Source organism: Haloactinomyces albus, assembly GCF_031458135.1.
Lineage (GTDB): Bacteria > Actinomycetota > Actinomycetes > Mycobacteriales > Pseudonocardiaceae > Haloactinomyces > Haloactinomyces albus.
Genome location: NZ_JAVDXW010000001.1, coordinates 4887222 through 4905660, shown reverse-complemented (window position 1 = coordinate 4905660; position 18439 = coordinate 4887222). Strand labels below are relative to the sequence as shown.

At 68.1% G+C, this 18439-nt stretch carries 13 protein-coding genes; 6 read left to right on the top strand and 7 right to left on the bottom strand.

The window, feature by feature from the left end; all coding sequences use genetic code 11:
- Positions 1 to 321: 321 nt before the first annotated feature.
- Positions 322 to 3234 carry an FAD-binding and (Fe-S)-binding domain-containing protein gene (locus JOF55_RS22840; RefSeq protein WP_310278197.1) on the top strand — a complete coding sequence of 971 codons (2913 nt, stop codon included), beginning with the start codon at positions 322 to 324 and terminating at the stop codon, positions 3232 to 3234.
- A 52-nt stretch (positions 3235 to 3286) separates the two neighbouring features.
- On the opposite strand, the gene JOF55_RS22835 is transcribed toward JOF55_RS22840, so the two are convergent.
- From JOF55_RS22835 to JOF55_RS22805, 7 genes are all read right to left on the bottom strand, one after another.
- Positions 3287 to 4015 carry an MgtC/SapB family protein gene (locus JOF55_RS22835; protein WP_310278192.1) on the bottom strand — a complete coding sequence of 243 codons (729 nt, stop codon included), beginning with the start codon at positions 4013 to 4015 and terminating at the stop codon, positions 3287 to 3289.
- 78 nt (positions 4016 to 4093) lie between these two features.
- Positions 4094 to 5077, bottom strand: a complete 984-nt coding sequence (locus tag JOF55_RS22830) for a VWA domain-containing protein (RefSeq protein WP_310278189.1) — start codon at positions 5075 to 5077, stop codon at positions 4094 to 4096.
- A complete protein-coding gene (locus tag JOF55_RS22825) occupies positions 5077 to 6018 on the bottom strand; it encodes a DUF58 domain-containing protein (protein WP_310278185.1) in 942 nt (313 codons plus the stop codon). The genes JOF55_RS22830 and JOF55_RS22825 overlap by 1 nt, the downstream gene beginning before the upstream one ends.
- Positions 6019 to 6031: 13 nt before the next feature.
- Positions 6032 to 7084 carry an AAA family ATPase gene (locus tag JOF55_RS22820; protein WP_374727592.1) on the bottom strand — a complete coding sequence of 351 codons (1053 nt, stop codon included), beginning with the start codon at positions 7082 to 7084 and terminating at the stop codon, positions 6032 to 6034.
- Positions 7085 to 7428: 344 nt separating this feature from the next.
- Positions 7429 to 7998, bottom strand: a complete 570-nt coding sequence (mobA, locus tag JOF55_RS22815; protein ID WP_310278181.1) for a molybdenum cofactor guanylyltransferase — start codon at positions 7996 to 7998, stop codon at positions 7429 to 7431.
- 42 nt (positions 7999 to 8040) lie between these two features.
- Positions 8041 to 9477: an NlpC/P60 family protein gene (locus tag JOF55_RS22810; RefSeq protein WP_310278178.1), complete on the bottom strand. Its 1437-nt coding sequence runs from the start codon at positions 9475 to 9477 to the stop codon at positions 8041 to 8043.
- Between the two features lie 139 nt (positions 9478 to 9616).
- Positions 9617 to 10447, bottom strand: a complete 831-nt coding sequence (locus tag JOF55_RS22805; protein ID WP_310278175.1) for an SIR2 family NAD-dependent protein deacylase — start codon at positions 10445 to 10447, stop codon at positions 9617 to 9619.
- A gap of 201 nt (positions 10448 to 10648) precedes the next feature.
- Between JOF55_RS22805 and JOF55_RS22800 the strand changes: the two genes are divergently transcribed.
- From JOF55_RS22800 to nirD, 5 genes are read left to right on the top strand one after another with little or no spacing between them, the layout of a single operon-like run.
- Positions 10649 to 12061 (top strand): MFS transporter, encoded by a 1413-nt coding sequence (locus JOF55_RS22800; protein ID WP_310278172.1) that lies wholly within the window; start codon positions 10649 to 10651, stop codon positions 12059 to 12061.
- The gene (locus JOF55_RS22795) at positions 12054 to 14171 is read left to right on the top strand and encodes a molybdopterin oxidoreductase family protein (RefSeq protein ID WP_310278169.1); all 2118 of its coding nucleotides are present in this window, start codon (positions 12054 to 12056) and stop codon (positions 14169 to 14171) included. Before JOF55_RS22800 ends, JOF55_RS22795 begins: the two co-directional genes overlap by 8 nt.
- Positions 14168 to 15592 (top strand): FAD-dependent oxidoreductase, encoded by a 1425-nt coding sequence (locus tag JOF55_RS22790; RefSeq protein ID WP_310278167.1) that lies wholly within the window; start codon positions 14168 to 14170, stop codon positions 15590 to 15592. Before JOF55_RS22795 ends, JOF55_RS22790 begins: the two co-directional genes overlap by 4 nt.
- Positions 15589 to 18111 carry a nitrite reductase large subunit NirB gene (nirB, locus tag JOF55_RS22785; protein ID WP_310278163.1) on the top strand — a complete coding sequence of 841 codons (2523 nt, stop codon included), beginning with the start codon at positions 15589 to 15591 and terminating at the stop codon, positions 18109 to 18111. The genes JOF55_RS22790 and nirB overlap by 4 nt, the downstream gene beginning before the upstream one ends.
- A complete protein-coding gene (gene nirD / locus JOF55_RS22780; protein ID WP_310278159.1) occupies positions 18108 to 18431 on the top strand; it encodes a nitrite reductase small subunit NirD in 324 nt (107 codons plus the stop codon). Before nirB ends, nirD begins: the two co-directional genes overlap by 4 nt.
- Positions 18432 to 18439 lie beyond the last annotated feature (8 nt).

Below are 18439 nucleotides of genomic sequence, written 5' to 3'. Positions count from 1 at the left end.
CACCTCCTGAAAAGAACCAATTCGAGAGAACATTATTCGTGGTCCCTGAGCCGCCGTCCGCATTGCCACCGCGACCACGCGGGAATATCCGGTGCAGGCCGCTGCGGAGTGCTTCCCCGGCCGCTCCTCAACCGGACGCGAGATTATCGGCTACCGGCGCGTATGCCCGCATCGGCTTCGATCTCGGCGTGGCCGTTGCGTGTCCCGGTTTCGGTGAAAAGCCGCTGGACGGCAGACTGCGCCGCGCCGAGACTGGATGCTGTCGATCAGCCTCGGCACCGTCCCCGACGTCCCGATCCTTTCATTCAGGAGCGCGCATCGATGAGCACCACCTCCCCCACGGCCGCGCACATCCCGGAGTTCGCCGCCGAACTCCGCGCCTCCATCGACGGGCAGGCCCGGTTCGACCCCGGTTCCCGTGCGCTGTATGCCACGGACGCGTCGAATTACCGTCGGGTCCCTGCCGGGATCGTCTTTCCGCGCCACGACAATGATGTGGCAGCCACCATGGCCATCGCCCGCCAACATCGGCTGCCGGTGACCAGCCGCGGCGCCGGGACCAGTATCGCGGGCAACGCTGCGGGCTCCGGACTGGTGCTGGACTTCTCGCGGCACATGAACACCATTCTCGACATCGATCCCCAGCGGCGCCTGGCGCAGGTACAGCCCGGTGTGGTCCTGGATACGTTGCGCTCGGCCGTCGCGCCACACGGGCTGACCTTCGGCCCGGATCCGTCCACGCACAGCCGATGCACGCTCGGCGGGATGATCGGCAACAACTCCTGCGGGACCCATTCCGTGGCCTGGGGCAAGACCGTCGACAACATACGCGAACTCGATGTGCTGCTCGGCGACGGCACCCGGCTGCAGGTCGGGCCGACCTCGCCTGCCGAGCTCGAGACGCTGTGCGCGCGCGGTGACCGCACCGGACGCCTGTATCAGGCGCTGCGAGGTCTGGTCGACGACGTCGGCGACGAGGTGCGGCACAGCTTTCCCGAGCTCACGCGGCGGGTCTCCGGATACAACCTCGACCAACTGCTGCCCGAGAACGGATTTCAGCTGGCCCGTGCCCTGGTCGGCACCGAAGGCAGCTGTGCCACCCTGCTCGGTGCCACAGTGGAGCTGGTCGAGGCGCCACAGGCCCGTGCGATGGTCGTGCTCGGCTTCGCCGACACCTATGCCGCCGCCGACGAGGTGACCCGGCTGCGCGACCTGGACACGCTGGCCATCGAAGGACTCAGCGCCGAACTCGTCGACGTCGTGGCCCACCGCAACCCCGACTCTCCCGCCCTGCGGCTGCTGCCCGGCGGGCGCAGCTGGTTGCTGGTGGAAACGGGCGGCAGCGAACCCGGTGAGGCCGAAGCCGCCGCCCGGCACATCGTGCGCGCGCTGGAGGATCGTGCCGAGACCGTGGTGCACACCGACCCTGCCCGGATGGCCGCGCTGTGGAGGATTCGGGAGGAGGGTTCGGGCTATTCCACTCGGATGTCCGACGGGTCCGAACGCTGGTCCGGTTGGGAGGACGCCGCTGTGCCACCGGAGCACCTCGGCTCCTATCTGCGGGAGTTCGACGCGCTGCTCGATCGGTTCGGTCTGCGCGGTGTCACCTATGGCCACTACGGCGACGGATGCATCCACGTGCGGATCGACTTCGATCTGCGGTCGGCCACGGGCGCGGCGCACTACCGGTCGTTCCTGGAGTCGGCAACCGATCTGGTGACCACCTATGGCGGCTCGGTCTCCGGGGAACACGGCGACGGCCAGGCACGCTCGGAACTGCTCGCACGGATGTACCCGCCCGCGATCATCAACGCGTTCGACCGTTTCAAATCCGCCTTCGATCCGGATGACCTGCTCAATCCCGGTCAGATCGTGCGCCCGCGTCCACTCGATGCCGACCTGCGGGTACTGGTGGCTCCGCCACGCATCCCCAGCCGCACCACGCTGGCACTGCACCACGACGACGGGGACATGGCCCCGGCCACACGCCGTTGTGTCGGAATCGGCAAGTGCCTGAATCCCAGCGGTGGAGTGATGTGCCCGAGCTATCGGGCCACTCGGGACGAGAAGCACTCCACCCGCGGGCGAGCTCATCTGTTGTTCGAGATGCTGGCAGGAAAGACCATCACGGACGGCTGGCGTTCCGAGGAGGTCCGCGACGCGCTGGATCTGTGCCTGTCCTGCAAGGGCTGCAAGACCGACTGTCCGGTCGGCGTGGACATGGCCACCTACAAGGCGGAGTTTCTGCATCAGCACTACCGCAACCGGCTACGGCCTGCCGCGCACTACTCGATGGGGTTTCTGCCGCTGTGGCTGGCCGTCGGACAGTACGCCCCGCGGCTGGCCAACCGGGTGATGACCGGATGGACTGCGCCGATCCTCAAGCGGCTGGGCGGTATCGCACCGGAGCGCGACCTGCCCACCCTCGCGTCGCAGACCTTGCGTTCCTGGTGGTCCCAGCGTCGCCGCGGCGACCGTGGTGGTGACTCGCCCGCACCGGGCCGGGAACGGCTCGTGCTGTTCCCGGACACCTTCACCAACCACTTCGACCCCCGGATCGGCCGGGACGCCATCACCGCAATGGAGGCTCTGGGACAGTCGGTCGAGCTGCCGCCGGGACAGGTCTGCTGCGGACTCACCTGGGCCTCCACCGGGCAACTGGAGGTGGCGCGCGCGGTGGTGCGCCGCACCGCACGCCTGCTGCGCCCGCAGCTCGACGCCGGGCTGCCGGTGGTCGGGCTGGAACCGAGCTGTACCGCGTTCCTGCGCAACGATGCCCTGGAACTGGCACCCCACGATCCCGATGTCGCGGCATTGGCACAGGCGACGCAGACCTTCGCCGAGTGGGCGGAGCCGACTCGGCCGCACTGGCAACAAGCGGTCTCGGAAACAGCCTCCGAGGCATTGGTGCAGGTGCACTGCCACCAGTACGCGGAGATGGGCTTCGAGGCCGATCGCTCGATGCTGGAGGCCTCCGGGGTGCGAGCGCGGGTGCTGGACTCGGGCTGCTGCGGACTGGCGGGCAACTTCGGGTTCGAACGTGGGCACTACGACGTCTCGATGGCCTGTGCCGAGGATTCCCTGCTGCCTGCCGTGCGTGCTGCCGAGGACGGCACCGAGGTGGTCGCCGACGGGTTCAGCTGCCGAACCCAGCTGCGCCAAGCGCTCGGCACCGAATCGGTGCACCTGGCCACGCTCGTCGCCCGCGCCCTCGGCGTCGCCGACTCGGGGTGAGTGGCGTGTGTGCCTCACCGGGGCCGACGAATGGTGGGAGGCCACGGCCGGCTCAGAAGCTGGTGTCCGGTGTCTCGCCCGCGGCGACGTGCAACACACCGCCCAGGGCACCGAGTTCGTCGACCAGGTCGGAAATCCGTCCCTTCCCGCGCAACCGCAACGCGACCACGGCCGTGCGTCCCGCCTTGCCGTCGGTGTCGTCGGTGTCTTCCTGCTCGACCTGCAGATCCAGTACCTGCCAACCGTGGCTGGTACAGAGCGTGAGCGCACTCCGCAGAACGCCGTGGCCGTCGAGGTAACCGATACGCACGAGCTGAGGTTCACGCATGGCCTTGCGCAGCAGCATCGCCAGTCGCTGGTACCCGACCACCACCAGGAAGTGGGCCAGCGTGGTGGCTCCGGCCAGAACGATGAGCCCGCTGCCGCAGGCCATGCCGACCGCGGCCACCACCCACACCGTCGCCGCGGTGGTGAGCCCACGCACCGCGTCCCTGCGCACGAAGATCAGACCGCCACCGATGAAGCCGATCCCGGACACGATCTGGGCAGCCACTCGTGAGGGCCCCAGCTGCACATTCTCCCAGCCGAGCATGTCGGTGAAACCGTATTTCGACACCAGCACGAACAGGGCGGCACCGACTCCGACCAGCGCATGGGTACGCAGCCCCGCGCTTTTGGCCCGGACTTCGCGCTCCAGCCCGATCAGGCTGGAAAACAGCAACGCGGCACCCAGCTCCACGAGCAGCGGAAGCTCGTCCAGCCCCGGGAGAGCACCACTCATCCACCGAACTTAACGCAGGCAACCGAGTCGGGCATGCTCCTCGTGATCAGCACCACAGCCGGGCGGGTTCTCCGGCTTCTACGGCAGCCGCTGGCCCACGAACAGCGACACTCCGGCTGCGACGATCGCCATCAGCGTGCCCAGCACCAGCCACGGTTTACTCGCATCGGTGCGCTTGATCTCGTAGCCGATCTGCTTCTGCAGCGTGTCGTAGACCTGCCGGAGCTGCTCGGCGCTGGCGGCCTTGTGGAACTCACCTCCCGACAGCTCCGCGATCGTGCGCATCGCCTCGTCGTCGACCTGGACCCGCTGCGACTCGCCGTCGATGCGGATGGTCCCGTACTTGGTGCCGAACGAGATCGTCGAGATCGGGATGCCGGCACGTTTGGCCGCCCTGGCCTGGGTGTAGGCGCCCCTCGGCGCATCGAGTTCCCGGGGTATGGTCTGGCCCCCGTCCGCCATCAGCACAATCCGAGCAGGCGGTGGTCCCTTCGCGCCCCCGATCATCCGGCCGAACGACTCGATCGCCGTCATCGCGGCCTTGATACCGTCGCCGGTGGCAGTGGCCTCGGACAGTTGCAGACTGTCGATGGCCTGCTTCACACTCGCCCGGTCCGTCGTGGGCATCACCATGGTCGTGGCCGTGCCGGAGAACGACACCAGACCCAGATTGACGCCCGGCGTGAGCTCGTCCGCGAACTCCTTGGCCGCCACCTTCGCCGCCTCGAATCGGCTCGGCCGGACATCCTCGGCCTTCATCGACAGCGAGACGTCCATCGTGAGCATCACCGTCGCACGGTTACGCGGAATCCGCTGTTCGGCGGTCGGACCGGCCAATGCCACGGTCAGCAGGATCAGCGACACCCCGAGCAGACCCATCGGAACATGCCGGGGCCACCCCTGCCGTTTCGGCGCCACCCGCTCCAGCAGAGCCAGATTGCTGAATCGCATGGTGTGGGTGCTGCGTCGACGCAGCACCCACACGTAGCCCACGGTCAGGGCAGCCACCACCAGCAACAGCAGAAACCAGCCCGGTGCGGTGAATCCGGTCAGACTCAACATCACGCCACTCCCCCGGACCAGCCTCGTTTACGCGCCACCACGAACCGGACGATGTCGGCGATCCAGTCGGAGTCCGTCCGCAGTGTCAGGTGAGCACAGCCCGCCCGTCGAAGCGCAGTCGCCACCTCGTCCCGGTGTGCTGCCGCAGCAGCGGCGAACTCACGGCGCAACACCGGCGTCGTGCGTACCTCACGTTGCTTACCCGTCTCCGGATCCGCCAGCAGCACGGTGCCGACATCCGGTAGTTCCAGGTCACGCGGATCGAGAACCTCAACAGCCAGCAAGGAGTGCCTGGCGGCCAATCCGCGAAGGGCACGCTGCCAGTCGAGAGCACCGAGGAAATCGGAGATCACCACAGCCAGACCGCGCCTGCGCGGCGGCCTCCGCAGCGACTCCAGCACCTGCGCCAGGTCACCGCGTGTGCCTTCCGGAGCACGGGGGGTTTCGGCCACCTGCCGCAGCATCGCGCGTGCGTATTCGGTCCCTGCCCGTGCAGGAAGTCGCCGGGTCTCCTGCCCGTTTGCCACGACCGCACCGATCCGGTTTCCCCCACCACTGGTCAGGTGCGTCACCGCGGACAGCCCCGCAATCGCCAGTTCCCGCTTGTCGCAGGCTGCCGTGCCGAAGTCGAGACTGGGTGAGAGATCCAGCGCCACCCAGGTTTCCAGCTCGCGGTCGGCAACCGTCTGGCGGATGTGTGGTTCGGTGGTACGGGCAGTGACCGCCCAGTCCATTTGACGCACGTCATCACCGGGCTGGTAGGCCCGCGCCTCTCCCGGTTCGGTCCCCGGGCCGGGCACCAGTCCCAGATGGTTGCCCTGCAGCAGGCCATCCAAGCGTCCGCGCACGGTCAGTTCCAGAGTCCGCAACGCCACCTGTAGTCGGTCGCCGTGCAGGGCGGGTGGGGACCAGGGTGGCCGCTGGTCGTCGGCTGCCGACACGATGAAGTGCTCCTCACTGACGGTGGTTCACACCGGCCGGTGCATGCCCGTACGCCGGGGGGCCTTGCGTACCGGCCTGCGGGCGAGCGGACACCTGGGGCAGCGGAACCGTCTGCAGCACCCGATTGACGATGTGATCGACCGGAACTCCATCGGCCAGCGCGTCGTAGGACAACACCAGGCGGTGCCGGAAAACGTCCGGCACCACGTCGACCACATCCTGTGGAAGCACATAGTCGCGTCCACGGACCAGCGCGAGCGCCCGCGCGGCGCCGACGACGCCGAGGGTGGCGCGCGGTGAAGCACCGTAGGAAACCCACCCTGCTATATCGGGCAACCCGTGCTCATTGGGCGAGCGCGTGGCCAGTACCAGCCGCACGACATAGTCGACGAGGGCATGGTGGACGAACACGTTCGAAGCCACCGTCTGCAGCCGTGTCAGTTCCTCAGGGGTGAGCACCGTCTGCGGCTCGGGGGTGGCACCCCCCATCCGATAAACGATCTCGCGTTCTTCCTCGGCTGTGGGGTACTCGACCTGCAGTTTGAACAGGAAGCGGTCCCGCTGCGCTTCCGGCAGCGGGTAGACGCCCTCGTTCTCGATGGGATTCTGGGTGGCCAGCACGAGGAACGGGCGGGGCATCGGATAGGTTTCGCCACCCAGGGAGACGTGCTTCTCGGCCATCACCTCCAGCAGGGCCGACTGGACCTTCGCCGGAGCGCGATTGATTTCGTCGGCCAGGACGAAGTTGGCCAGCACCGGCCCGAGTTCGACATCGAAGCGCTCGCTGTTCTGCCGGTAGATGCGCGTGCCCAGAAGGTCGGCGGGAACCAGGTCCGGGGTGAACTGCAGTCGGGAGAACGTCCCGCCCACGGCGGAGGCGAAGGTTTCCACGGCCAGTGTCTTGGCCACTCCGGGAACTCCTTCCAACAGGATGTGCCCCTTGGCCAGCAAACCGACCAGGACCCGCTCCACGAGTCGATCCTGCCCCACGATCACGCGCTTGACCTCGAACACCGTCCGTTCGAGCAACTGCGCGTCCCGGGCAGGGGTATTTTCCTGATCCATCGAATGGGCCTGTGCGGCCGCGTCGGTCGCCGCACCGCCGTTCCCGCTCTCGCCCTGCCCGGGATCGGTCACTTGAACATCCTCCTGTCGAATCCTCGCTGGGACCCTGCTGCTGCGCCGGTGCCGCTCGGTGTTGTCAGCAAGATCCTGGCACGTGCTCATGCCACCCGGATGTGGGGGCACCGCCCCACTCTCAGGGAAACGTATGCGTCGTGTGACTGCTGTGAAGCGTGGTGCGCCGTCTGTGTTGTTTGTGGCTTTGGGAATTTATTTCGATCAACACTGAAAAAATAGATTAATTTAATACAGTAAAGTCCGTATCGGCACAGTGCGAAGCCGGCGACTCAGGAGTCATCCGCCGCGCGCCGCAGATCCTCCGGAGTATCCACATCGGATGCCTCGGCACCTTGCCCCGGAACGAAGGCCGGATCCAGCGGTTCCAGCACGGAGCGGACCGACCCTCCACTCACCTGCGCGGGCATCCCGGTACGGAGCGCATCGACACGCCACACCCCCAGCAACCACTGGGGCGCACCCTCGGCGTCGATCAGCACCGCCCCCGAGCACATCGACTCGGCGACCACCGCATCCGCCAGCCTGTGCAGTGTTGCCCGCGTGAGGTGCGGATGATCGACGGCCAGCACCGCCACGAGCTCCGCTGCGGCGGGTACTTGCCGCAGTCCGGCGGCCAGTCCCGCCAGTGGCCCCGACCCCGGAGGGTCCTCACGCGTCCACACGACCTCGCGATCCGACACGCGCGGACCGACCACCACCACCGGCTTTCCCGCACACGCCGCCTCCAACGTCCGGTCCAGCAGTGAACTGCCCCCAACCCGGACAGCGGCCTTGTCCACTCCCCCGAGTCTGCTGCCCCGCCCCCCTGCCAGGATGATCACCGCGAATTCGTCCGCCATGCCCGAATGATCCCTGCGCGGCGTAATGCATGCTGCCGTGGGTCACAACAGACGAACGGCGTACGGAGCGATCCCGTCGTAGCGAACCGAAGTCACCCGTACCTGCGCACCCGAGTACGGGGCCTCGACCATGCGGCCGTTGCCGAGATACAGCGCGACATGGTGAATGCCGCCACCGTCCTGCCAGAACAGCATGTCCCCACGCCGTTTCTGCGACAACGGCACCTTGCGCCCCGCCTGGTACTGGTACCCGCTGTAGTGCGGGAGTTCGATACCGACTCCGGCGAACGCATAGACCATCAGCCCCGAACAGTCGAAACCGATCTTGAGGTAGTCGCCGTGTGCGTCGGCCACTCCCCCGTCACGGATTCCTCGGGTGGGCCCGTGGGCATTGCCACCGCCCCATGCGTAGGGCACCCCCACCTGGGAGACCGCACGCTGGACCACGGTCTCGACAGCGCTGTTCTCGGAGACCGTGTCACCGGGTGGCGAAGCCCCCTGTGCGAGGCCGTCTGTGGCCGCTTGCGCGGCTGCCGCAGCAGCGCGTTCCTCCCGCTCTTTGGCCGCCACCCACTCCTGGTAGCGCTGTTGCTGCTGCTCCAGCCCGGCCACGTTCTCCCGCGCCTGCTCGAGCTGCTGTTCGACCCTCGCCTTTTCGGCACGGAGTTTGCGGGCCTGTGCCTGCTGTGCTTGCCGTGCCGCCACGGCGGCGTCCTTGGCCTTTTCGGCAGCAGCCCGCGCACGGTCGGCGGCCACCCGTTTTGCCTCGGCATTCTGGAGCGCCTGGCGCGCCGAGGAGTCCTTGTTCGCCTTCTTCGTCCGGGCACTTCGAAGATCGTCGAGGACATCGAGTTTGGACTCACTGATCGCATCGAGCAACGCGGCCCGATCGAGCATCTCCCGCGGGCTTTCGGCCCCGACGAAAGCCGGGATCGAACCGAGGCGGCTGCCCTGCCGGTAACTGCTCGCGGCGAACTCGTCGAGCCTGCGGCGCTGCTCCTCGACCTGCCGAGCCGCCGCATCGGCCTCGGCAGCAGCGAACTCCGCCTGCTGCTTCGCCTGCGCATACGCCCGTTCGGCCCGACGCAGATCGACCCTGGCCTTGTTGGCCTCCTCCAGCTTCACCGCGACCCGCGTGGACAGCTTCCGCAGGCGGGATTCGGTGGCAGCGAGCCGATTGGCCAGCGTGCCCACCCGTTCGGCCATCTTGCGGGCCTGTGCCCGCTCGGCGTCGATGCGGTCCTCGCTCGGGTTGGGTGGCCGGGGCGGTACGGCGACGCCACCGGCCGGAGTCGCGGGCAACATCGCCGTGGCCGCCACCACCGCGACGAGGCACCGCAAGCCACTTCGGTACTCGACGGGGTCCCTGTTCCGAGATCGCGTCACAACCGTCACCTCCTGCTGCAGGACCGTGCGGGCGAGATCGCCCAGGCACGACTGCTCCGAACGGATTGGCGAGACGATCACGGACTGTGCCATCCGGATCACCGGTTCACCAGTTGGAATCCGCCAACCCGGGCAATATCCACTACTCAGGTGACGTCGAAAAGAGAAGCTCCGAGGCGGGAAGCGCCGGATCACCCGGAACGACCACGGCTTACCGGCGCAGCATCGCTCATTACGCCCAGGTGCCGGGATCTCCCCAGGTCCGCAGGGAGCGCTGCTGCATGCTTTGCGGCACAGCCACGAGTTCGGGCAGAACCTCGGTCAACGGCCCCCGCAGCACGGCGGCAGCTTGCTCGTCATACGGCGTGGGCTCGGCATTACAGATGATCAGGTCCGCGCCTGCCTTGGCAGCCAGGTCGGCAAAGCCGGCGGCCGGGAACACGGTCAGCGAGGTCCCCGCCGTGAGAAACAGGTCGCAATCCAAGGCCGCCCGTTGGCTCTCCCGGACAACGTCCTCGTCCAAGGACTGTCCGAACGAGATGGTGGCGGACTTCAACATCCCACCGCAGGCCAGGCAATGGGGATCGGCCTCCCCGTCCGCAACCCGGTCGAGAGTTTCCCGCATCCCGCCACGGCCCCCACAGCTCAGACACACCGTGCCGAACATCGAACCGTGCAGTTCCCGGACCAAATCCGGGTCGAGACCGGCTCGCTGATGGAGTTCATCGATGTTCTGGGTCAGCACTCCGCGCAAACGCCCGGAGGAGGCCAGATCCACGAAAGCACGGTGTCCGGCGTTGGGGAGGGCGTCCCAGGCGGGATGGGCCGCACGGCTCCGCCACGCCTGACGCCGCACGTCGGCGTCGGCGACATAGCTGTTGATGTCACTCAGGCGCTGGGCGTTGGGGTCTTTCGTCCACACACCTCGGGGGCCTCGGAAGTCGGGGATGCCCGAGTCGGTGGAAAGGCCGGCACCGGTCAGCGCGGTGATTCGTCGCGCGGTTGCGAACAGTTCCCGCGCCCGCTGCAACTCCACCGCAGTATCGCTCCCGCGCTCAGCCACTCGTTCACCGTGCCATGTCCCCGGCCACAGGAGGTGACCGGGGCTCCGGAGCGCCCGTACCGGGCGCATCGTCCGACCACGAACGGACCCGAACGGACCCGAAAACTCGCAACACGAGTTAGCACGCCGGTAACACGACGAAGATCCTGCACGAAACACGCGCTTCCTAGCGTCGACGCAGCACGGCGAGAGGAGCGCACATTGGAGACGACAACCACGGCCAGTGCCACACCCCCCACCGGAAACGGTGGTTGGATCACGGGTTGGGATCCCGAGGACGAAGAGTTCTGGGAGCGCTCGGGCAAGCGCATCGCGCGACGCAACCTGTGGCTTTCCCTCTTCTCCGAGCACGTGGGATTCTCCGTCTGGAGCATCTGGTCGGTCATGGTGCTGTTCATGTCCCCGGAGATCGGCCTGGGTTTTACCGCCGGCGAGAAATTTCTGCTGGTGACCATTCCGAGCCTGGTCGGCGCGCTACTGCGCATCCCCTACAGCTACGGCGTGACCCGTTTCGGGGGACGCAATTGGACGGTGTTCAGCACCTCGCTGCTGCTGATTCCGACCGTTCTCACGGCGGTGTTCGTCATGCGGCCCGGCACGCCGCTGTGGGTCTTCCTGCTGATCGGTGCGCTCACCGGCGTTGGCGGGGGCAACTTCGCCTCGTCGATGACGAACATCACCAACTTCTTCCCGCAACGGCACCAGGGATGGGCCCTGGGACTCAATGCGGGTGGCGGCAACATCGGGGTCGCGGTGATCCAACTGGTCGGCCTGCTGGTCATCGCCACCGCCGGGAGTACCAGCCCGGTCCACGTCGCCGCCGTGTACCTGCCACTGATCGTCGTGGCCGCCCTACTCGCCGCTCTGCGTATGGACAACATCGACGCGGTGCGCCGCGCTCCCGGGATGCTGGCCGAGGCGGTTCGACGCCGGCACACCTGGTGGCTGTCCTTCCTCTACATCGGCACGTTCGGCTCGTTCATCGGCTACAGCTTCGCGTTCGGGCTGGTCCTGAAAAGCGAGTTCGACTTCACCGCACTGCAGGCAGCCGGTTACACCTTCATCGGTCCGCTGCTGGGTTCACTGGCGCGTCCGGTCGGCGGTCGGCTGTCCGACCGATGGGGTGGTGCCCGGGTGACGTTCTGGAACTTCCTCGGCATGGCCGCCGGAACGGGACTGCTACTGGTGGCTTCGGCTCAGAACTCCTTCCCGCTCTATCTGGCCTCGTTCATCGCACTGTTCATCCTGACGGGCATCGGCAACGGCTCGGTCTACACGATGATCCCGGCGGTTTTCGCGCGGCAGGCCGAGAACGCGGTCGCCTCCGGTGGTAGCGCGGTGGAGGCGACCGCCCTAGCCCGCAAGCTGTCCGGAACGGTGATGGGGATCGCGGGTGCGGTGGGTTGCCTGGGTGGGGTCTTCATCAATCTCACCTTCCGCGTCTCCTTCGGCGGAGCGGCGGCCAATGGGGACACCGCCCTGACGACCTTCCTGGTCTTCTACCTCGTGTGTGTGATCGCCACCTGGGCGATCTACCTCCGGCGCGGCCGTGCCCGAGTCCCGGTGGCCGAGAGGGCCGCGGTGGCGGCACACAAGGAGGCCGCCGATGTCTGACATCCGCAGCGTGCACACGCACTGTCCCTACTGCGCCCTGCAATGCGGGACCCGACTGACCGTCGAACGTAGCGGCGTCGCGGTGAGCCCCTCGGACTTTCCCACCAATCGCGGGGGCCTGTGCCAGAAGGGCTGGACGGCTCCGGCCCTTCTGGAGACACCGGAGCGGCTGCGCCACCCCTTGGTGCGCGGGACCGACGGCGAGCTGACGCCGGTGTCCTGGGGTGTCGCCCTGCAGACGGTGGCCACCGGCCTGCAACGGATCGCCGGGGAATCCGGCCCGGAAGCCACGGCGGTGTTCGGCGGGGGCGGATTGACCAACGAGAAAGCCTACCTACTGGGCAAATTCGCCCGAGTGGCACTGGGAACGAGCCAGATCGACTACAACGGCCGGTTCTGCATGTCGGCGGCCGCAAGCGCGGGCACGGCCGCGTTCGGCCTGGACCGGGGTCTGCCGTTTCCGGTCACCGACCTCGCCCGAGCAGGCACGATCCTGCTGGCGGGAGCGAATCCGGCGGAGACGATGCCCCCGCTGATGCAGCACCTGACCCGTGCGGAGTTGATCGTGATCGATCCGCGCCGCACCGCCACGGCCGAGGCGGCAGCGCTGCACCTGCAGCCGGCGCCGGGCACGGATCTCGCCCTGGCCCTGGGACTGCTGCACATCGCGGTCACCGAGGGCCGATACCAGGCGGATTACGTCCACGAGCGCACCACGGGATTCGACACAGCGTGGACCCGGGCGGTGTCGTGGTGGCCGGAACGGGCCGAGCACGTCACCGGGGTGCCGGTGGCCGCTCAGCGGCAGGCGGTGCGGATGCTGGCCGAATCCGAGCGGTCCTATGTGCTCACCGGGCGCGGTGCCGAGCAACACAGCACCGGCGCCGACACGGTCGGCGGGTTCATCAACCTCGCCTTGGCGCTGGGTCTACCCGGTATCGAGGGCAGCGGGTACGGCTGCCTGACCGGGCAGGGCAACGGGCAAGGTGGGCGCGAGCACGGCCAGAAGGCCGATCAGTTGCCGGGATACCGGCTGATCACCGACCCGGCCACGCGCGAGCATGTCGCCGATGTCTGGGGAGTACTTCCCGGCACGCTGCCCGGTCCGGGGCGCTCGGCCTCGGAATTGCTGGCGGCACTCGGTACCGAGGGTGGTCCACGCGCGCTGCTGGTGTTCGGGTCGAACCCGGTGCTGTCGGCGCCGGACTCGGCTGCGATCGCCGAGCGCTTGGCGGACCTGGACCTGCTGGTGGTGGCCGATTTCGTGCCGTCGGAGACCGCACGCATGGCCGACGTCGTCCTCCCGGTGACGCAGTGGGCAGAGGAGGAGGGCACCCTGACCAATCTCGAGGGGCGGTTGCTGCGCCGTCGCCGGCTGCTGACGCCGCCGAAGCACGCGCGGTCGGACCTGCACGTACTGCAAGGTCTGGCCACCCGGCTGGGCCAGCCGGCAGGTCGGTTCCCCACCTCGCCCCGCGAGGTGTTCGACGAGCTGCGCCGAGCCTCGGCAGGCGGAGCGGCCGACTACTCCGGCATCAGCTACGAGCGCCTCGACGCCGGTGAAGCACTGCACTGGCCCTGCCCTGCGCCAACGGTCCCGGACACGGCGGAGTCGGACACGGCAGGCATGGTGGCGCACCCGGGAACTCCCCGGCTGTTTCTGGACGGCTTCGCCCATCCCGACGGGCGTGCCCGGTTCCAGGAGGTCGAGCATCGCGGCCCGGCCGAGACCACCGACACCCGGTTCCCGCTGTGGGCCACCACGGGTCGCCTGCCTGCGCAGTATCAGACCGGGGCGCAAACTCGCCGGGTGCCCGACCTGACCGAGGCGGCCCCGGAGGCTTTCGTGCAGGTGCATCCGGACACCGCTCAGCGTTGCGGGCTCGACGAGGGTCTGTTCGCCCGGATCAGTTCCGCCCGATCCAGTGCCGTGGCCCGGGTGTACCTGGACAGCTCGCTGCGCACCGACACCGTGTTCCTGCCCTTCCACTTCCCCGACGGGGCACGAGCGAACCTGCTGACCCAGCCGGCCCGAGATCCGCGCAGCGGGATGCCCGAGTTCAAGGTCAGCGCCGTGCGCCTCGAAGCCGTTCCGGAGGTGTCCGCGTGAACGATCTCGTCATCGTCGGCCATGGTCCCGGCGCGCACCGGCTGATCGATCAGCTCCTCCGGCAAGGCTATGCGGGCCGGATCACGGTACTGGATGCCGAGTCCCGGCCCACCTACAACCGGATGCTGCTGACCTCGGTTCTGGAGGGCAATCTCGGCACGGAGTCACTGACGCTGCCCCGGCATCCGGATGCCGTCCGGGTGTGGCAGGGCGTGACCGTCACCGGCATCGACCGACATCGGCGGCTGGTGCGCACCGACACCGGGCAGGAGCACCGGTACGACACCCTGGTCCTGGCCACCGGAGCACGCCCCCACCTGCCCGAGGTGCCCGGACTCCACGATTCCGAGGGCTTCCTCGTGGAAAACGTGACCCCGTTGCGCACCCTCGATGACGGTGCCCATCTCGCACGGCTGGCCGAGTCCTCCGGACGGATCACCGTGCTCGGTGGTGGAGTGCTCGGTGTCGAGACCGCGACCGCCCTGAACGCACGAGGCCTCGCAGTAACCCTCGTCCATGCGGGCAAGCACCTCATGGACCGTCGGCTCGATCCGGCGGCCGGGCGGATGCTGGCCGAGGCACTGAGCGGGCGGGGAATCGGCGTGCGGTTGTCCGGCCATCCCCGCGAATATCGGCCCGGCGCGCTCACTCTCGACGACGGGCAGGAAGTGGCCGCCGAGGCGGTAGCGGTCTGCACCGGGGTGTTGCCCGAGACCACATTGGCCCGTCAGGCCGGCCTTGCCGTGCACCGAGGTGTGGTGGTCGACGATCAGCTCCGTACCACCGACGAGCGCATTCACGCCCTCGGCGACTGCGCCGAGCACGACGGTCTGCCGACCGAGTCGAGCGGGGCGGGCCGGTGCCAGGCCGATGTTCTGGCACAGGTGCTGTCGGGCGCCTCGCCCGAGGCGCACTACCCGGGCACGCGCAACATCACCCGGCTCAAGGCCTGTGGCATCGACCTCGTCACACTCGGTCCCGCGGAGGAACTGAACTCCGGCGATGATGCCGAGGCCGTCACCCTGTCGGATCCCGCGCGCGGCCGCTACGCCAGGTTGTCCCTGCACAATGACCGCATCGCCGCCGCCGTGGTACTGGGCCTGCCCACAGCCGTGGCCACGATGAGCCAGCTCCATTCGGCGGGCAGGCCCGTTCCCGCCGACCGACTCGCGGCCCTGCTCGGCACCACCCCGGCCCGGCACACCGGTTCGGGAGAACTGCCCGATAGCGCCGTGCTCTGTCGCTGCAACAACGTCACTCGGAAAGCACTGGCCACCGCCTTCGGCGACGGTGCCCGCGATGTTCCCGCCCTCGCGCGAGCCACTCGAGCCACCACCGGCTGTGGCAGCTGCACCGACACGATCCGCCGGCTCTGCCGGTCACTTGCCGACACCATCCCCGAACAGGAGGACGCCGCATGAACCGCACGCTCGTCATCATCGGTCACGGCATGGTCGGTCATCGCTTGATCGAAGATGTGCGCACCCGCGACGAAGCGGGCACCTGGCACATCGTCGTCCTCGGCGAGGAAACCCACCCGGCCTATGACCGTGTCGGCCTGTCGTCCTATTTGGACGGAAAGACCGCCGAGGACCTCGGTCTGGTCACCCACGAGGTGGCCACCGACCCGAGGGTCGAGTTGCGCACCGGCACCACTGTGGCCGGCATCGACCGGCACCACCGGAGGGTCACCACCACCGACGGCACCACCATCGATTACGACGCGCTGGTGCTGGCCACCGGATCGCGGCCGTTCGTTCCCCCGGTGCCGGGTCACGAGCTGCCCGGCTGCCACGTCTACCGCACCCTCGACGATCTCGACGCCATTCGTGCTGCGGCGACCCCGGGCCGAACCGGTGTGGTCGTCGGTGGGGGCCTGCTCGGACTCGAAGCCGCAGGCGCCCTGCAAACGCTGGGGATGGACACCCACATCGTGGAGATGGCCCCGCGGCTGATGCCGGTCCAGGTCGACGAGGGCGGCGGACACATCCTCGGCCGCCTCATCGGTGACCTCGGCCTGCACGTGCACACCGGCACCGCCACCGAGACCATCCACGCCGGCGAGCACGGTCACGTCGAGGCGGTCACCCTCACCGACGGCATCGTCCTCGATACCGACACGGTCGTGTTCTCCGCCGGGATCCGCCCCCGCGACGACCTCGCCGAACCCGCCGGGCTCGGGCGTGGCCCCCGTGGGGGAATCCTCGTCGACGAGTACTGCCGCACCGGTGACGAGCACATCTGGGCCATCGGCGAGTGCGCCGCCGTCGACGGCCACTGCTACGGGCTCGTCGCTCCCGGCTACAGCATGGCCACCGCCGTGGCCGAGCAGTTGCTCGAGAACAGCGACACCCCGTTCGGCGGTGCCGACACCGCCACCAAACTCAAACTGCTCGGTGTCGACGTCGCCAGCTTCGGCGATGCCCACGCCGGAACCGAAGGGGCCCTGGAAGTCGTCTACGCCAACAACGCTGCAGGCAACTACACCAAACTCGTGCTCAGCGACGACGCCCGTACCTTGCTCGGTGGCGTCCTCGTCGGCGACGCCACCGCCTATGCCACCCTGCGGCCTCTGGTCGGTCACGAGCTGCCCGCTGCCCCCGAGCAGCTGCTGCTGCCCGAGGGCGACGGTGTCGGTACGGGCGCGCTGCCCGACGAGGCCACGGTCTGCTCCTGCAACAACGTGTCCAAAGCCGACATCACCGAGGTGGTCACCACGCAGCAGGCCGGTGATGTCGCCGGGATCAAGGCATGCACCAAGGCGGGTACCAGTTGCGGTTCCTGCGTGCCGATGCTCAAAAACCTGCTCGGCGAGTGCGGGGTGCAGGTCTCCAAGGCGCTGTGTGAGCACTTCGCGCAATCCCGGGCGGAACTGTTCGAAATTGTGCAGGTCACCGGCATCACCAGCTTCTCCGAGCTGATCGACCGACACGGCAACGGCCGCGGCTGCGACATCTGCAAGCCGGCGGTGGCCTCCATTCTGGCCAGTCTCGGAAGTCCACACATCCTCGATGACGAGCAGGCCGGGCTGCAGGACACCAACGACCGGTTCCTGGCCAACATGCAACGCAACGGCACCTACTCGGTGGTCCCGCGTGTGCCCGGCGGGGAGATCACTCCGGACAAGCTCATCACCCTCGGCAAGGTGGCAGGCGAGTTCGGGCTCTACACCAAGATCACCGGTGGCCAGCGCATCGACCTGTTCGGGGCGCGCGTGGAGCATCTGCCCGAGATCTGGCGCCGCCTGGCCGAGGCGGGCTTCGAGTCCGGTCACGCCTACGGCAAGGCCCTGCGCACGGTGAAGTCCTGTGTGGGCACCGACTGGTGCCGCTACGGGGTGCAGGACTCGGTGACGATGGCCATCCGGCTGGAACTGCGCTACCGCGGCCTGCGTGCCCCACACAAGATCAAGGCCGGCGTGTCCGGCTGCGCCCGGGAATGCGCCGAAGCACGCTCCAAGGACTTCGGGGTGATCGCCACCGAACAGGGCTGGAATCTCTACGTCGGCGGCAACGGCGGATTCAACCCCCGCCACGCCGAACTGCTGGCCACCGACCTCACCGACGAGGAACTGGTCCGCCTGATCGACCGGTTCCTGATGTTCTACGTGCGCACCGCCGACCGGTTGCAGCGCACGGCCGCGTGGATCGAGTCGTTCGACGACGGGCTCGAGCACGTGCGCGAGGTGGTGGTCGACGACTCCCTCGGCATCGCCGAGGAGCTGGCGGAGGCCATGGACCGGCACACCCGCAACTACACCGACGAGTGGTCCGGGGTTCTCGAGGATCCGGAGAAACTGTCCCGGTTCGTCTCCTTCGTCAACGCTCCCGGCGCACCGGATCCGACCATCGAGTTCACCGAGCAGCGCGGGCAGATCCGTCCCGCACCGGTCGAGTTGCCCCTGCCGAACGTGCGTGCAGAACAGGAGGTTTCGGCATGAAATGGGTACCCGTGTGTGACCGCGAGGCGGTACCGCCCGAATACGGGGTCGCAGCGCTGGTCGACGGACGAGCGGTGGCACTGTTTCGCACCGCCGAGGACGAGCTGTTCGCCGTGGACAATGTGGACCCGTTCACCGGCGCGGGCGTGATCAGTCGTGGCATCGTCGGCGACCGAGACGGGGAACCCACCGTGGCCTCTCCCCTGCTCAAGCACGTGTTCTCCTTACGCAGCGGAGTATGTCTCGACGAGCCGTCGACGCAGCTACCGACATTCCCGATCCGGCATCGGCAGGGTTCCGTCGAAATCGGTCTGGGGTGAGCGGGACG

What these genes read in the sequence shown, in the direction of transcription:
- JOF55_RS22830 (WP_310278189.1), bottom strand. Translation starts at nt 5,077, where the DNA reads ATGTTGAGTCTGACCGGATTCACCGCACCGGGCTGGTTTCTGCTGTTG.
- JOF55_RS22840 (WP_310278197.1), top strand. Translation starts at nt 322, where the DNA reads ATGAGCACCACCTCCCCCACGGCCGCGCACATCCCGGAGTTCGCCGCC.
- nirB (WP_310278163.1), top strand. Translation starts at nt 15,589, where the DNA reads ATGAACCGCACGCTCGTCATCATCGGTCACGGCATGGTCGGTCATCGC.
- JOF55_RS22795 (WP_310278169.1), top strand. Translation starts at nt 12,054, where the DNA reads ATGTCTGACATCCGCAGCGTGCACACGCACTGTCCCTACTGCGCCCTG.
- JOF55_RS22820 (WP_374727592.1), bottom strand. Translation starts at nt 7,084, where the DNA reads ATGGATCAGGAAAATACCCCTGCCCGGGACGCGCAGTTGCTCGAACGG.
- nirD (WP_310278159.1), top strand. Translation starts at nt 18,108, where the DNA reads ATGAAATGGGTACCCGTGTGTGACCGCGAGGCGGTACCGCCCGAATAC.
- mobA (WP_310278181.1), bottom strand. Translation starts at nt 7,998, where the DNA reads ATGGCGGACGAATTCGCGGTGATCATCCTGGCAGGGGGGCGGGGCAGC.
- JOF55_RS22810 (WP_310278178.1), bottom strand. Translation starts at nt 9,477, where the DNA reads ATGGCACAGTCCGTGATCGTCTCGCCAATCCGTTCGGAGCAGTCGTGC.
- JOF55_RS22835 (WP_310278192.1), bottom strand. Translation starts at nt 4,015, where the DNA reads ATGAGTGGTGCTCTCCCGGGGCTGGACGAGCTTCCGCTGCTCGTGGAG.